Below are 14,527 nucleotides of genomic sequence, written 5' to 3' on the forward strand. Positions count from 1 at the left end.
GATGACCGCTTCGACTCGTTTCAAGGCAAGCGCCGGCGCCGCACCGGCGGGTGTCCGACGCGGCGCGCGCGGCGCGCTCGGACGCGCGCTCCCGGCGCTGGCCGCGCTCTCCGCGCTCGCGTCCCCGGCGATCGCGCTGGCCGGCGATGAGCGCGATCTCTTCACCCGCGGTCTGGAGGCCGGCCCGCTCTTCGCCGCGCTCGCCGCCCTCGGGGGCGGGCTGCTCACGTGCCTGACCCCCTGCGTGTACCCGATGATCGCCATCACGGTGAGCATCTTCGGGGCGCGGGAGGCGAAGTCCCGGCGCGAGGCGATGCTGCTCTCGACGAGCTTCGTGCTCGGGATCGTCGTGCTCTTCACGACGATGCTCGTGGCCGCGGCGCTCACGGGCAGCCTGTTCGGCGGCGTGCTCTCGAACAGGTGGGTCATCGTCGGCATCGCGGCGGTGTTCATCGCGCTCTCGCTGTCCATGTTCGGCGCGTTCGAGATGACGCTGCCGGACACCCTGATGCAGCGGCTCTCGCAGGTCGGGGGCATCGGCTACGGCGGCGCCTTCCTGCTCGGTCTCGTGAGCGGCCTCGTCGCCGCGCCGTGCACCGGGCCCGTCCTCACGGGCATCATCCTCTGGATCGGGAAGACCCAGAACGTCGGCCTCGGCGCGCTGGTCGGCGCCACCTTCTCCCTCGGGCTCGGCCTGCCGTTCTGGCTCGTCGGCGCGTTCGCGTTCGCGCTGCCGAAGGGCGGCAAGTGGATGCTGGGGGTGAAGTCGTTCTTCGGGATCGTGATGATGGTCGTCGCGCTCTATTTCCTGAAGACCACCTTCCCGGCGCTGTCGTCGCTCGCGCAGCCCACGCCGCAGTTCATGGCCGTCATGGCGGGCCTCGTCGCGGTCGGCCTCGCGCTCGGCGCGGTGCACCTCTCCTGGGACGACGGCGGCGCCGGCGTGAAGGCCCGCAAGGGGGTCGGGATCGCGCTCACGGTGGCCAGCAGCTTCCTGCTCGTCGCGAGCCTGGATCTGCCGAAGCTCGCCTCGACCGTCCCGTCGGCCGTGGCCGGCGAGGCCGTGTCGCCGCAGCTCACGTGGCTGCACGAAGAGCCGGTGGCCGTCTCCAAGGCGAAGGCGGAAGGGCGCCCGCTGCTCGTGGACTTCACCGCGGAGTGGTGCGGCGCCTGCAAGCAGCTCGCGAAGGAGACCTTCTCGGATCCCCGCGTCATGGCCAAGGCGGCGCACTTCGTCGCCGTGAAGGTCGACGCGACGGACGACGAGGATCCGCAGATCGACGCGGTGAAGGGCAAGTACAAGGTCGTCGGCCTGCCCACGGTGGTGCTGTACGACTCCACCGGGGCCGAGCGGAAGCGCTTCAACGACTTCGTCGGCCCGGACGTGTTCCTGGCCGCGCTCGAAGGCATCCAGTAGCGCGCTGCGCCTGGCAGCAGCGCGCCGCACACGCCGTCGGCATGGCTCAGGAGGACCGAACGCCGCGAGGGGGGAGCGACGGGCGCCGCGCCCATCGCGGCCAGGCCGCCACGAACATGCGCTCCTTCCTGCTCGCCGCCCTCGCGCTCTGCGCCCTGCTCGTCGCAGGCTGCGGCGCTGCGGGTCCCACCACCGGCACCGTGGTGTTCGGGGTGACGAGCGAGCTCCGCGCAGGCGCCGACGTCGACCTGCTGCGCGTCGTCCTGCGGGCCGGCGGAGACGTGGTCCACGAGGACGCGCTGGCGCAGAAGAACGGCCAGCTGTTCTTCCCCCGGGAGTTCTTCTTCAGCGATCTCGAGGATGGCACGGCCGTGGAGATCTCCCTGGAGGCGTTCGGAGCGGAGGACGCCGAGAGGCCGCTGCTCACCCGCACCGCGTCGACCCGGGTGATCGGCGGCCGCACGCTGCTGCTCCGGGTGCGCCTCGAGCGGGAGTGCGTCGTCGCGCCCGAGGCGGCCACTTGCCCGGCGCCGCAGACCTGCGTGGCCGGCGGCTGCAGCGCCCCCGACGTGGATCCCCGGCAGCTCGAGCCCTACAGCACCTCGTGGAACGCGGGCGCGGAGCCGGACGTCTGCAAGCCGGCCGCCGGGGGCGAGCCGGTCGTCATCGTCGGGGAGGGGCAGGCCGACTACTTCCCGCTCGATGACCTCGACGAGGTCCAGGTGGAGGCTGGACCTCAAGGCGGCTACCACATCTTCGTCGCCATCCGGCTCAAGAACCTGCGCCGATCCGGCTCGCTCACCGTGGTGAACGGCATCGTGCCCGAGCTCGGCTATGCGATCGAGCCGCTCGAGGTCATCTTCACCCTGGATCCCGACGAAGGCGGCTTCTGCACGCTCGCCGGGCTGCGGTTCCGGCTGGATGGCGAGCGGAAGATCGAGGAGCTGCTCGGGAAGGTCGTGGAGGTCGAGGTGACGGTGACCGATCCCGACGGAGACGCCGGCACCGGCAGGCGCGCGGTGACGCTCTCGCAGACCATCCTGTAACCCTGCAGCGCGCGGGCGCCCTGCGCAGGCGGAGGCGCGCGGGGCTCACTCGCGCGCAGCGCGCCACCGCGTCATCCAGCCGCCGGTGAGCAGGTCGAGGGACGCCTCCGCTTCGAGCGCCGCGAGCGTCGCGGCGCGGTGCTCCTCGGGGCTCTGGCCCGGATCGGCCGCGAGCGCGACGGCGCGCTGCCATGCGAAGAGCAGCTCGAGGACGCGCGCCGTGAGCTTCGCTTGCAGCTCGGCGCGCTCGCGGCGGAGGCGCTCCAGCGCGATCTCCTCGTCGGCGAAGACGATCCGGTCGAGCCGCCACGTCGCGCGCGCCTCGAGCCACAGGCTCGTGCCGCCGGACGCCGTCCTTCGCGCCGGATCGTACTCCGTGGGGGCCAGGCTCTCCGCTTCATCGACGAGCCGAGAGACGCGGAGCCGGAGCTCCGGGAAGAGCGACGACGTCCGCGCGCGCGACGCGATCGCGTCGATGCGCGCCTCGGGATCGAGGAGGCGGGATCGCCGCAGCGCCGCCTCGACGATCGCGCGGGCCATCGCCGGCGTGACCCGCACCGGCAGCGGGAGCGGCGGTTCGGCCTCGGCTGGCTGCGCGGATGGAGGCGGCTCCGGGAGCTCGATCTCCGGCGCCGCGCGCGGCGGGCTCGGGGTCGCCGGGGCAGGCTTCAGCCGAGGCGCCGCGGGTTCGGCGACGGCGGACGGTGGAGACGGCGCGCCAGCGCGGGCGGATAGCCGCTCGAGGGGGATGCTTGCGAGCAGCATGCCGGTGAGGGAGCGCTCGCCCCCTTCGAGCCGCGCGATCCCGAGCTCCACCGCGAGCCAGAGCGGCTGAGCGCTGCCCGGGGACGCAGCCCAGAGCTCGTGCGGCGCGGTGTCGAGGCGGTCCACGCGCGGGTCGAGCGCCGTGGGCTCGTCGTCGAAGGGGAGCTCGGCGCGCGCCTGCCGGGTGAACAGGGCGCAGGCGAGCGCGCCGAGGAGGAAGAGAGCGGAGCTTGCGATGGATCGGTGGTTCGGGTGCACGCGAGGTGGGTCGACCGCCGCACGTCGCGAGTTGCGTGCGCCGGGTCGACTCGCGAGTTGCATGCGCCGGGTCGACCAGGTCGCTCAGCGGCCCCGGGAAGGCGGGCGCGCCCGGGTGGCGAAGCTCCGCCAGAGCTCCGCTCCACCGCCCAGGGATCGGCCCCGATCGGCGCCAGGGCGCGGCCCGCCACCTGGGGAGAGGCCTCGCTCCACGCTCGTGCGCCGGAGCGCCTCGCTGGCGTGCGGTCCCGCGCTCCTACCTCCGCCCCGGAGCAGCTCGCTCGAACCGCCGCGGGTCGCCGCGACCGCCTGCGCGATCGCCTCCGGCGTCGGCGCCGTTCCTGACGGGAAGCGGGCTGGCCCCTCGTTCGAACCGCCGCGGGTCGCCGCGACCGCCTGCGCGATCGCCGCCGGCGTCGGCGCCGTTCCCGAGGAGAAGCGCGCCGGCGCCTGGTCGGGCAACGCGAGCGTCGGCTCCACGACGAGCGTCGCGCCGCGCCCAGCCGCGACCGCCTCGAGGCCGTGAGGCGCGGCCGCTCGGACAGCCTCGGCGGCCACGTCGCCGATCGCGGCCGGCGCAGCAGGCGCCACGTCACTGCCCGTGATGACCGCCGCCGCAGCCGCCTCGACCTCTGCGTCACCGCTGGCGACCGGCGCGCTCGACGCCGGAAGCGCCGTGGTCACCGAGCCTCCGCTCGCGCCGACCACGACGACAGGCTCGCCGTGCTCTCCCCTGGCATCGGGGATCGACAGTGACGCCGTCCCCGCTGCGATCAGCGCCGGGGATGCGGCATCACTGACGCCGCCCTCGAGGTGCCGCTCCGCGACGTTCATCGCCGCAGTGGGGCTGCCCGGCGGGATCTCGCTCGTCAGTTCCGGCGCAAAGGCCGGTGGCTCCTCCGAGGTCTCGCCCGTCAGCGCTGGCGCAGAGGCTGGAGGCTCCTCCGAGGTCTCACCGGTCAGCGCTGGCGCAGAAGCTGGTGGCTCCTCCGCGGACGATCTGGGCGAAGCCGGCAACGCGCGTGGCACAGCGACCTCGAGGCCGACCGCGAAAGGCTCGAACACCTCGCCGGCGAGCCAGCCCGTGCACATACGGAGGTTCGCGCCGGACGGGATGTCGCGCACGAACATGTCCCCGAAGAGCGCGTCGATGGCGAGATCCCGCTGCTCGACCACGGGCCGCTCCCAGCTCGGGAGCACCGCGACGACGCGGATTGCGAGCTGCCCTTCCGGGCGACGCGCCCGCGCTCGCGCGAGCGTCCTGGGACGCACTTCCCAGTAGAGGTAGATCGTCTCGTGATCGACCGCGATGCCGACGATCTCGTCGACGTCATACCGCGCCGGGACCTCCGCCCGCTCGTCGCGCAAGGCCGCCGCAAGACCCAGCACCACCCCAGCGGCGACGGGCGACGCCGTCGCTCCGGCACCTGCTGGTGAAGGATCTCGCGGAGGCTGCACCGGAAGGCCACCAGGCGCTCCGGCAACGGGTCCGGGCTCCCCCTGGTGCTCGCTCGCGATGGCGGCCCCGCGTGGCTCGGTCGCGCCATCGTCTCGCTTGAACGGAGCAGGGGAAGCCTCCGCGGCGGCCGCGTCCGCATCCCCCGCGCCCGCGCCCGCATCCTCCGCGCCCGCGCCCGCATCCTCGGCGGCTGCGTCCGCATCCTCCGCGCCCGCATCCTCCGCGTCCGCATCCTCCGCGCCCGCATCCTCCGCGTCCGCATCCTCCGCGTCCGCGTCCCGCGCTTCCACGCCTGCCCCCTGCCCGCGTGGCGCGCTCTCGATCAGCCTCTCCCGGAGCCGCCGCGCGTCCTCGTCCTCCGGCGCTCGCGCGAGGATCTCGTCGAGCATCGCGATGGCGCGGTCCGTGTGCCCCTGGGACGCATAGATCTCGGCGAGCGTCGTGGTGGACCGCGGCGGCGGCGGAGGCGGGGGCGGCGGCCACTGCTCCGGCGGCGCCTCGCCGCGCAGCGCGCGCGCGGTCTCCGGCATGTGCAGGCCCCGCTCGACCACGCGCGAGAGCAGATCGCGCGCCCGCCCGAGGAAGCCGCGGAGGCGGGCCCGCTCCGGCTCGCTCTGCGCGGTGCGCGCCACGATCTCGTCGATGAGCTCGGCCTTCGTGAGCAGGCGCGGCCGGGGCACCCCGAGCCCCTCGGCGCGCGCTATCAGCTCCTCCCGCGTCAGCCCGTCGAGCTCCCGGCGCTCCATCGCCGCCGACGCTACCACATCCGACGCTCGCTCACCCTCGCCGGACCGCTCAGCGAAACGCCCCCTCCGCCGCCGGATCCGCGCTGAGCGACGCGAGCCGCGCGCGCGCCGCCTCGGCGTCTCGCGCGATCTGCGCCTTGAGCTCCGGCAGCCCGGAGAACCGCCGCTCCTCGCGCAGCCGGGCGATCAGGTGCACGCGCAGCGCCGCGCCGTAGAGATCCTCGTCGACGTCGAAGAGGTGCACCTCGAGGTTCGGGCGCGCCTGCCTCGACGCCTCGACCGTCGGGCGGACCCCGAGGTTGGCCACGCCGCGCGCGAGCGCGATGGCGCGGCCCGACGAGGTCACCCGATCGACGAGCGTCGCGTACACGCCGAACGGCGGGAGCGCCTCGTCGATCTCGTCGATGTTGCAGGTGGGGAAGCCGATCGTCCGGCCCCGCCTCGCCCCTTGCGCGACGACGCCGGACAGCATGTGCGGGCGCGACAGCATCCGCTCGGCCGACTCGAGATCCCCGCGCGCGAGGGCCGCTCGGACGCGGGTGCTCGACCACGCCCCCTCGGCGTCGCCGACGAGCGGGTGTGATCGCGTCTCGAAGCCGAGATCCTCGCCGAGGCGCCCGAGCGTCGTGAAGTCGCCGGCGCGCCCGCGGCCGAACCGGAAGTTCGCGCCGACCAGGACGACGCGCGCCGCGAGCCGATCGAGCAGCACGCGCCGCACGAACTCCTCCGGCGTCTGGGCCGCGAACGCGCGGTCGAACGTCACCGCGTCGACCCGGATCGCCGGCTGCACGCGCTGGATGAGCTCGATCTTGCGCGGCAGCGCCGTCAGCGTCGCCGGCGGGGTCCGGCCGAGGACGCTCGCGGGGTGCGGCGCGAACGTGAGCGCCACCGGCTCGAGCCCCCGCCGCTCCGCGTCCAGCGCCGCGTCGGCGAGCAGCGCCTGGTGCCCCAGATGAACGCCGTCGAAATTGCCGATGATCACCAGGCTGCCCCGCGGCCCGGCCGCGGCGCGCCCGCCCTGCCCGGAAGCGGCGGCAGCAAAATACTCCACGGCCGCTACCTAGCCCGAAGCAGCGCCGAACGAAATGCGGGTGGACGCAGGCGAGAACGCAGGTGAGCGCAGCGCCGCTCGTCACGATACGCACGTACAGCCAAGCGATCGCTGTACAGAGTCGCTTGACGTGCCCATGTCCGACTGATAGAGCCGCGCTCCCCTAAATGGGCTGGAGGCGCGCCGTGTTCAAGAGAGTCAGTATCTTCTCCGGCAACGCCAATTTCCCGCTTACCCAGGAAATCTGTCAGGTCCTGGAGCAACCGATGGGGAAGTCGCGCGTGTCGCGCTTCTCGGACGGCGAGACGTTCTGCGTCATCCAGGAGAACGTCCGAGGCGTCGACACCTACGTCGTGCAGCCCACCTGCTCGCCGGTCAACGACAGCGTGATGGAGCTCCTGATCATGGTCGACGCGCTCCGCCGCGCCTCGGCCGGATCCATCACGGCGGTCATCCCCTACTACGGTTATGCCAGGCAGGACCGGAAGGTCGCGCCGCGGACGCCGATCACCTCGAAGCTCGTCGCCGACCTCATCGTCGCCGCCGGGGTGAACCGGATCGTCGCGCTCGACCTGCACGCCGGGCAGATCCAGGGGTTCTTCAACATCCCGTTCGACCACCTGTTCGCGATGCCGGCGCTGCTGGAGCACCACCTCCGCGAGCACTACGGCAAGGACGTTGTCATCGTCTCCCCGGACGCGGGCGGCGTGGAGCGGGCCCGCGCCTACTCGAAGCGCCTCCAGGGCACGCTCGCGATCATCGACAAGCGCCGCGAGCGGGCGAACGAGAGCGAGGTCATGAACATCATCGGCGAGGTGGCCGGCAAGCACTGCCTCATCCTCGACGACCTCATCGACACCGCTGGCACCCTGGTGAACGCGGCCAACGCCCTGATGAAGCAGGGCGCCAAGAGCGTCGCCGCCTGCGCCACGCACCCGGTCCTGTCCGGGCCGGCGGTCGAGCGCATCAAGGACTCGCCCCTCACCGAGGTCGTTGTGACGAACTCGATCCCGCTCTCGGACGAGGCGAGGGCCTCCGGTAAATTCAAGGTCGTCTCGGTGGCGCGGCTGCTCGCCGAGGCGATCCGCCGCATCCATCACTCGGACTCGGTGAGCTCGCTCTTCGTCTGACCGGCCGCGCGCGTTCGGCGGCGGGACGCACCGGCGACGCAGGTCGCCCGCGCACCCTCGCCAGGACACACCAGAGAACTCACAAAAGACACAAAACGCGCCCTCCGTCGACGAAGGCTCGACTTCCTCTTCTCCGTTCTGCTATAGCGCCGCACCCTACGCCGGGGTCGAACCGCGCACCGCGGACCCCCGGATCACTTCTGGAGCCGTCGTCATGGACATCATCAAGCTCAACGCCACGAGGCGCGAGGATAGCGGCAAGAGCGCGTCGAGCCGCCTGCGCCGCGCCGGACAGATTCCCGCCATCGCCTACGGGCGCGAGCTCGCGCCGCAGTCGGTCGCCATCTCGCCGAAGGCGCTCCTTCAGGTGCTCGGCTCCGATCACGGCAAGAACTCCGTGGTCGAGCTGGCCATCGAGAACGGCCAGACGCTCACCGTCATGGTGCGCGACTACGACTACCACCCCATCTCGCGGGAGCTCGTCCACGCCGACTTCATCCAGGTGAAGCTCGACCAGCCCGTCGACGTGCAGATCCCCTTCCGCTGCGTGGGCAAGCCGAAGGGCGTGGTCACCGGCGGCGTGCTCCAGCAGATCTTCCGCACGATCCCCGTGCGCTGCCTGCCGGAGAAGATCCCGTCGTTCGTCGAGATCGACGTGACCGAGCTCGACCTGGGCGACTCGTACAAGGCCAGCGGGCTGAAGCTGCCGGAGGGCGTGAAGACGCTCCTCGCGGACGACCAGACGATCGCCGTCGTCAACGCGCCCGAGAAGGCTGGCCCCGAGGAAGAGGCGAAGCCCGCCGCCGGCGCGCCTGCCGCTGGCGCGGCCGCTGCGCCTGCCGCTGGCGCGGCCGCTCCCGCGAAGGGCGCGGCGGCCCCCGCGGGCGGCGACAAGAAGGACAAGAAGTAATCCGGGAGCGGGCCGCCTCGCGCCTCCGCACCGCGAGGCGCGCGCGGCCCGCCCTGCCCCGCTCCTCACCTGCCTCGCCTACCTCACCTGCCCCATTCCAGGGACTCAGCAGAACCAGCTCGTCATGCTGCTCGTGGTCGGCCTGGGGAACCCCGGCAAGGAATACGCTGCTCACCGGCACAACGTCGGCTTCATGGCCATCGACGCGCTGGCCGACGAGGTCCGGGCCGATCCGTTCCGCGAGAAGTTCTCGGGCGTCCACGCGCGGGCAGAGATCGCCGGACAGCAGGCGATCCTGCTCAAGCCGATGACCTACATGAACGAGTCGGGGCGCAGCGTGCAGCCGGCGATGGCCTTCTTCAAGGTCGCGCCCTCCGAGCTGATCGTGCTCCACGACGAGCTCGACCTGCCGTTCGGCACGGTTCGCCTCAAGGTCGGCGGCGGGCACGCGGGGCACAACGGGCTTCGCTCGATCATCTCGCACGGCGGGACGGGCAACTTCGGGCGCGTCCGCCTCGGGGTAGGACGGCCGCCGGCGGGTTTCCGGGGCGAGGTCGCGGATTACGTCCTGTCGGGGTTCGACGCCGTCGAGCGCGCGAGCCTGCCCGACTGCTTGAAGCAAGCTGTCCAAAGTGTGCTAGAAGTCGCCGCCCGCGGCTTCGAGGCCGCGATGAACGTCCGAAACACCCGGCCCAAGCCGGGCAAGAGGCAGAAGGGCGAGGGGGATGGGTCGACGGATCCAGCCCCCGCCGCGAAGGAAGGGAAGGGTCCCCTCCCCCCGACGCAGAAGCCCTGATCCTCTACGGGACAGCCTGCCGAGCTCGCCGGTGCGTCGCTCGACAGGCTGTTCCTTTCCTCGCTCCGGGGCGCCGCCCCGGGGCCATTGGCCGAGAGGGAAGACTGAATGAGCCGACAGGTAACGGCGCCCGGGCGCGCCAGAGAGTACGAAACGATCTACATCCTGCGACCTGACATCGACGCCGACGGCGCCGAGCGGATCGGGTCGCGCCTCGCCGAGGTCGTCGGCCGCGAGTCGGGCCGGCTGACCAAGGTCGAGACCTGGGGGCGCCGCCGCCTCGCGTACGACATCGCCAAGCACCGCCGCGGCGTTTACGTGTACCTGAAGTACCTCGGGGGCGGGAAGGTCGTCTCCGAGATCGAGCGCAACCTGCGCCTCTCCGACGGCGTGCTGAAGTACCAGACGGTGCTCGTGCGCAACGACGTCGAGGTCGAGGGCGTCACGATCGCCGACGAGGACGTGAAGTTCGAGCGCCTCGAGCTCACGCCGCTGGAGGACGACCGCGACGATTCGCGCGAGCGCCAGCTCGGCCTGATCGAGCCGGAGCGCCGCATCGACCGGAGCTCCGAGCAGGCCCCGGCGGGCGATCTCGACGATGCCGAAGAGGCTGAGGCGGAAGGCGCCGCCGACGAGGAGGAGAGCTGAGCTATGAACGGCCGCAACAACGACATGGGCCGCAACGGCGGCGCTGACTACGACGATCGCGACTTCGGGCGCACGCCCGACCTGAACGCCGACGCCCCTGGGCGCCGCCGCACGGGCCGGAAGCGCGTCTGCCGCTACTGCGCGGACAAGGCGCTGGTCATCGACTACAAGGACCCGCAGGCGCTCAAGTACTTCATCTCGGAGCGCGGCAAGGTCGTCCCGCGCCGCATCAGCGGCAACTGCGCGCGCCACCAGCGCAAGGTGACCCTCTCGATCAAGCGCGCGCGCAACATCGCGCTCTTGCCGTTCACCGTCACGGCGTAGGAGGTCGATCATGGCAACCCACATCCATGTGGTCCTCACGGAGGACCTCCACAACGTCGGCAAGAGCGGCGAGCTCGTGAAGGTTCGCCCTGGCTTCGCGCGCAACTACCTCATCCCGCGCGGCCTCGCGGTGGGCGCCACCGCCGAGAACGTGTCCCGCATCGAGCACGAGAAGCGGGTCGCCGAGTCGCGCGCCGCGAAGACGCGCTCCGAGGCGGAGCAGCTCGCGTCCAAGCTCAACCAGGTCAAGCTCACGATCAACCGCCCGGTCGGCGAGGGCGACAAGCTGTACGGCTCGGTCACGGCGCGCGACATCGAAGAGGCGCTCGCCGCGCAGGGCTTCAGCGTCGACCGGCGCCGCATCGAGACCGACGCGATCAAGTCGCTCGGCGCCCACCCCGTCGTGATCCGCCTCGCCCCGTCCATCACGGCGTCGGTCGAGGTCACGGTCGCCGCCAAGTAGCGCAGCGCCAGGGAGCGCGGCTCGACCCGCGCTCCCGCGCTTCCCCTCCCCTCTCCAGCCGCACCCGCGCGCCCCCTTGGGCCGCGCCCCCGCGGCCCCCTTCAGCCGCACTCGCGCGCCCCCGCGGCCCCCCTTCAGCCGCGCTTCCGCCTCACCCACGCCCGCGCGACGTCGTGCCCCCGCGCCACCGCGCGCAGCATGAGCGCCGCGTCGCCCCACTGCGCTCGCTCCTCCCAGACGAGGCTCGCCAGCATCCCGGCGCAGAAGGCGTCGCCCGCGCCCGTCGGATCGTGCGGACGCACCGTGCGCGGCGCGACGGCGCGCTCGCCCCCGGGGCCGAGCAGGAGCGTCTGCCGCGCGCCATCGGTGACGACCAGCGTCGCCTCGGGGCGGAGGCGCTCGCGGAGCGCACGCGCCGTCGTCCCCAGCACGTCGAGATCGCCGGCGCTGCACTTCACGAGGTCCGCCTGCCCGAACAGGCGGAAGCAGCCGCGCACGCCTGCGCCGGCGTCGGAAACCGGCGCGGCGCCGGCCTCCGCGCCGGGAACGGACGCGGCGCGCTCGGCACGCGGCCACATCCGCGGGCGCGCGTTGACGTCGACCGAGACGGCGCACCCTTCGCGGCGAGCGCTCGCGGCTGCCCGCGCGAGCGCGCCGCTCGCCCCGCGCACCGGCGCGATCCCGGTGAAGTGCACGACCCGGGTCTGCCATCGTTCCGGCAGCGCTGCAGCGAGCGCCTGCGCCTCGCTCTCGCCCTGCCTGTACCCGGCGAAGCGCGCCTCGCCGCGCTCGATCGCCACGAGCATGAGGCCTGTGCGCGCCGCGCTCAGCGAGAGCCGTCCCACGTCGATGCCGGCCGCCGCGACCTCATCCCTCAGCCCGCGCCCCATCGCGTCATCGCCCAGCGCGGCGCACAGCCCCGAGCGTATCCCGAGCCGGACGAGCGCCGTCGCGGTGTTCACCGCCCCGCCCCCCGGCACACGGCGCAGCAATTTCGCTTGCTCGAGCGGAATGCCTTCGGGCGCATAGAGATCCCACAGCGCTTCACCGACGCAGACCACCTCGGCGGGCTCAATCCTTGTATGGCGTGTTTTGTGATCCACAATGGCGGCTCCCCGCGATGGCTCACGCCGAGGCGCGAAGCGTCATCGCAGCTGAGTCAAGCGCGAAAAGAAATGCCGATGAGACCGGGGTTGCTCAATTTCCATACCGCGCCGCCAGCGGCAGCGCCTCGCCGCGAGGACCCTCAGCAGCGACCGCCGAGGAGGCCTCCGCGAAAGCGTCCGAGCAAGCCGCCGAGCCTGCCTCCGACGATGCTTCCGACGATGGAAAAGCGCCCCCTCGACGTGGAACCTGCATTGGGATGCCGACCGCACGAACGCTCACTGCAATGCAAACAGAAACCCTTCTCAGGGCTGCCCATGTTCTGGTAGACGGAAATCGACCCTGCACCCGACGCCCCGGAGGAACGTTTCCTCTCCGGGGCGTCGCCCATTTCGGCACCTGTGGAAAAGCTCGGGGCGGGATGGGGGGAATCGGTGGGGAGGAGAAGCACGGATGATGAGAATGATGGAGCGCCGGGGCCAGCGGCCTCAGAGGATCGAGCCTCCCATCGTCGCCGGACGCGTGCCGCCGCACGACCTCGACGCCGAAGCGGCGGTGCTCTCCGCCATCCTGCTGCACCGCGACGCGCTCGATCGGGTGCTCGAGATCCTGAAAGCGGACCACTTCTACAGCGAGGCGAACAGCCGCGTCTATGAGGCCGCGCAGGAGCTCGCGGCCGCCGGCACGCCCATCGACATCGTCTCGGTCGCGTCGTGGCTGCGCGACCGGGAGCGCCTTGCCCAGGTGGGCGGCGCGGCGTACCTCGCCCAGCTCGCGGACGCGACGCCCGCGGTCGCGCACGTCGCGGCGCACGCGCGGGTCGTCTACGAGAAATGGCGCGTGCGGCAGCTCATCGCCACGTGCCAGCGCGTCGCGGCCGAGGGGTACGGCGACGTCGGGGTGGTGCAGGAGTTCATCGACGGCGCCGAGCAGGCGGTCTACCAGCTCGCGCGCACGCCCCAGGGGACGGCGACCCAGCCGATCGCCCAGGTGCTCAAGGCCGCGTTCGAGCAGATCACCGCCGCCGCCGAGCGCGGCGACCGGATCACCGGCATCTCGACCGGGTACGAGAAGCTCGACGCCAAGACGGCCGGCCTGCACGACGGCGACCTCTCGATCATCGCCGCCCGCCCCGGCATGGGCAAGACGTCCTTCGTCCTCAACCTCGCCGTGAACGTGGCGTCGCCGCGCACCGTGAGCTCCCCAGGGCCCGACCAGTCGGGGCACGGCGTCGAGCGGCACGACCCCGGCTTCGGCGCCGCCGTCTTCTCGCTCGAGATGCCCCGCGAACAGCTCGCGACACGTATGGTCTGCAGCGAGGGCCGCGTCGACGTCGGCAAGCTCCGCCAGGGCTTCCTGCAGCCCGACGACTGGCGCCGCCTGACGGAGGCCGCCTCGTTCCTGTCCACCCTGCCCATCTGGATCGACGACACGCCGGCCATCTCCTTGCTCGAGCTGCGCGCCAAGGTGCGGCGCATCCAGGCCGAGTACGACCGGCCGCCCAGCGACGGCAGCTCGGGCCGGCGCATCGGGCTCATCGTCATCGACTACCTGCAGCTCATGAAGGGGCGGGACGGCGTGAGCAGCCGCGAGCAGGAGATCAGCGAGATCTCCCGCGGGCTCAAGCAGCTCGCGAAGGAGCTCAAGGTGGCGGTCATCGCGCTCTCCCAGCTGAACCGCGCCGTCGAGACCCGGACCACCAAGGACAAGCGCCCTCAGCTGTCGGATCTCCGCGAGTCGGGCGCGATCGAGCAGGACGCCGACAACATCATGTTCATTTACCGCGACGAGTACTACAACCCGGAGACGACCAACCACAAAGGCATCGCCGAGATCATCGTCGCCAAGCAGCGCAACGGGCCGACGGGCAAGGTGCTCACGCGGTTCACCGCCTCGTGCACCCGGTTCGACAACCTCGCGCCCGGCGACTACCCGGAGATGGTCGACGACGAGTAGGCTGCGGCGCACGCCATGTCCGCCTGGTACGTCCCTGCCCTCCTCGCTGCGCTCTGCATGGCCGGTCATTACCTGATGCTGCGCGCGGCGGCAGGGCGGATAGGAGACGTCCTTGGCGCGCTGTGCCTCGAGGGCACCGCGGCCGTCGGGATCCTCATCTTCTTCCTCATCCGCCCGGGCGCGGAGACGCCTCCGTCGGCCCAGGGGGTGCTCTGGGCCTGCGCCGCCGGCCTGTGCATCAGCGGCGTCGCGACGCTCACCTTCATGGCGCTCCGCATCGGCGGTCCGGTGACCGCGACGGGGCCGATCGTGTTCGCCGGCGGCATCACGATCGCCGCGCTCTTCGCGCCGCTGCTCTTCGGCGAGGTGTTCACCGCACGCCGGGCGCTCGGCGTCGGCCTGGGGCTCGCCGCCCTCTTCGTCCTCGCCACCGAGCGCTCCTGACCCAAGGCGC

Annotated in this window: 14 protein-coding genes; 10 read left to right on the forward strand and 4 right to left on the reverse strand. The window is 72.2% G+C overall.

The features are described 5' to 3' along the window. Position 1: 1 nt before the first annotated feature. Positions 2–1,417: a protein-disulfide reductase DsbD family protein gene (locus WME95_RS37750; protein WP_437904157.1), complete on the forward strand. Its 1,416-nt coding sequence runs from the start codon at positions 2–4 to the stop codon at positions 1,415–1,417. A 116-nt stretch (positions 1,418–1,533) separates the two neighbouring features. Next, on the forward strand, positions 1,534–2,463 hold the full coding sequence (locus tag WME95_RS37755; RefSeq protein ID WP_437904158.1) for a hypothetical protein: 930 nt from the start codon (positions 1,534–1,536) through the stop codon (positions 2,461–2,463). Between the two features lie 45 nt (positions 2,464–2,508). Here the strand turns inward: WME95_RS37755 and WME95_RS37760 are convergent, their stop codons facing one another. From WME95_RS37760 to ribF, 3 genes are all read right to left on the reverse strand, one after another. Next, positions 2,509–3,486: a hypothetical protein gene (locus tag WME95_RS37760; RefSeq protein WP_437904159.1), complete on the reverse strand. Its 978-nt coding sequence runs from the start codon at positions 3,484–3,486 to the stop codon at positions 2,509–2,511. An 84-nt stretch (positions 3,487–3,570) separates the two neighbouring features. After that, entirely contained in the window at positions 3,571–5,691 is a 2,121-nt protein-coding gene (locus tag WME95_RS37765; protein WP_437904160.1) for a hypothetical protein, read from the reverse strand. A gap of 49 nt (positions 5,692–5,740) precedes the next feature. After that, complete coding sequence (gene ribF, locus WME95_RS37770; protein ID WP_437904161.1) at positions 5,741–6,742, reverse strand: riboflavin biosynthesis protein RibF; 1,002 nt, start codon at positions 6,740–6,742, stop codon at positions 5,741–5,743. 185 nt (positions 6,743–6,927) lie between these two features. Between ribF and WME95_RS37775 the strand changes: the two genes are divergently transcribed. The 6 genes from WME95_RS37775 to rplI all read left to right on the forward strand — a co-directional run bounded on the left by WME95_RS37775 (position 6,928) and on the right by rplI (position 11,013). Next, on the forward strand, positions 6,928–7,872 hold the full coding sequence (locus tag WME95_RS37775; RefSeq protein WP_437544725.1) for a ribose-phosphate pyrophosphokinase: 945 nt from the start codon (positions 6,928–6,930) through the stop codon (positions 7,870–7,872). Between the two features lie 214 nt (positions 7,873–8,086). Next, positions 8,087–8,782, forward strand: a complete 696-nt coding sequence (locus WME95_RS37780; RefSeq protein WP_437904162.1) for a 50S ribosomal protein L25/general stress protein Ctc — start codon at positions 8,087–8,089, stop codon at positions 8,780–8,782. A 124-nt stretch (positions 8,783–8,906) separates the two neighbouring features. Continuing rightward, a complete protein-coding gene (pth, locus tag WME95_RS37785; protein WP_012239544.1) occupies positions 8,907–9,578 on the forward strand; it encodes an aminoacyl-tRNA hydrolase in 672 nt (223 codons plus the stop codon). A 108-nt stretch (positions 9,579–9,686) separates the two neighbouring features. Beyond that, a complete protein-coding gene (gene rpsF, locus WME95_RS37790) occupies positions 9,687–10,226 on the forward strand; it encodes a 30S ribosomal protein S6 (RefSeq protein WP_437544729.1) in 540 nt (179 codons plus the stop codon). Positions 10,227–10,229: 3 nt separating this feature from the next. Continuing rightward, entirely contained in the window at positions 10,230–10,550 is a 321-nt protein-coding gene (rpsR, locus tag WME95_RS37795) for a 30S ribosomal protein S18 (protein WP_012239546.1), read from the forward strand. Between the two features lie 10 nt (positions 10,551–10,560). Then, positions 10,561–11,013 carry a 50S ribosomal protein L9 gene (gene rplI, locus WME95_RS37800; RefSeq protein WP_437544731.1) on the forward strand — a complete coding sequence of 151 codons (453 nt, stop codon included), beginning with the start codon at positions 10,561–10,563 and terminating at the stop codon, positions 11,011–11,013. 134 nt (positions 11,014–11,147) lie between these two features. Here the strand turns inward: rplI and WME95_RS37805 are convergent, their stop codons facing one another. Then, positions 11,148–12,074 carry a PfkB family carbohydrate kinase gene (locus WME95_RS37805; protein ID WP_437904163.1) on the reverse strand — a complete coding sequence of 309 codons (927 nt, stop codon included), beginning with the start codon at positions 12,072–12,074 and terminating at the stop codon, positions 11,148–11,150. A 496-nt stretch (positions 12,075–12,570) separates the two neighbouring features. Here WME95_RS37805 and dnaB point away from each other — a divergent pair, with 496 nt between their 5' ends. Both dnaB and WME95_RS37815 read left to right on the forward strand, forming a co-directional pair. Further along, positions 12,571–14,073: a replicative DNA helicase gene (gene dnaB, locus WME95_RS37810; RefSeq protein ID WP_437904165.1), complete on the forward strand. Its 1,503-nt coding sequence runs from the start codon at positions 12,571–12,573 to the stop codon at positions 14,071–14,073. Positions 14,074–14,088: 15 nt separating this feature from the next. Beyond that, complete coding sequence (locus tag WME95_RS37815) at positions 14,089–14,517, forward strand: hypothetical protein (protein ID WP_437544737.1); 429 nt, start codon at positions 14,089–14,091, stop codon at positions 14,515–14,517. Positions 14,518–14,527: the final 10 nt, after the last annotated feature.

The sequence above is a fragment of the Sorangium sp. So ce327 genome, assembly GCF_051530205.1.
Classification (GTDB): Bacteria; Myxococcota_A; Polyangia; order Polyangiales; family Polyangiaceae; genus Sorangium; species Sorangium cellulosum_B.

What these genes read in the sequence shown, in the direction of transcription:
- WME95_RS37780 (WP_437904162.1), top strand. Translation starts at nt 8,087, where the DNA reads ATGGACATCATCAAGCTCAACGCCACGAGGCGCGAGGATAGCGGCAAG.
- WME95_RS37755 (WP_437904158.1), top strand. Translation starts at nt 1,534, where the DNA reads ATGCGCTCCTTCCTGCTCGCCGCCCTCGCGCTCTGCGCCCTGCTCGTC.
- pth (WP_012239544.1), top strand. Translation starts at nt 8,907, where the DNA reads ATGCTGCTCGTGGTCGGCCTGGGGAACCCCGGCAAGGAATACGCTGCT.
- dnaB (WP_437904165.1), top strand. Translation starts at nt 12,571, where the DNA reads ATGATGAGAATGATGGAGCGCCGGGGCCAGCGGCCTCAGAGGATCGAG.
- WME95_RS37815 (WP_437544737.1), top strand. Translation starts at nt 14,089, where the DNA reads ATGTCCGCCTGGTACGTCCCTGCCCTCCTCGCTGCGCTCTGCATGGCC.
- WME95_RS37765 (WP_437904160.1), bottom strand. Translation starts at nt 5,691, where the DNA reads ATGGAGCGCCGGGAGCTCGACGGGCTGACGCGGGAGGAGCTGATAGCG.
- rplI (WP_437544731.1), top strand. Translation starts at nt 10,561, where the DNA reads ATGGCAACCCACATCCATGTGGTCCTCACGGAGGACCTCCACAACGTC.
- WME95_RS37750 (WP_437904157.1), top strand. Translation starts at nt 2, where the DNA reads ATGACCGCTTCGACTCGTTTCAAGGCAAGCGCCGGCGCCGCACCGGCG.
- rpsF (WP_437544729.1), top strand. Translation starts at nt 9,687, where the DNA reads ATGAGCCGACAGGTAACGGCGCCCGGGCGCGCCAGAGAGTACGAAACG.
- rpsR (WP_012239546.1), top strand. Translation starts at nt 10,230, where the DNA reads ATGAACGGCCGCAACAACGACATGGGCCGCAACGGCGGCGCTGACTAC.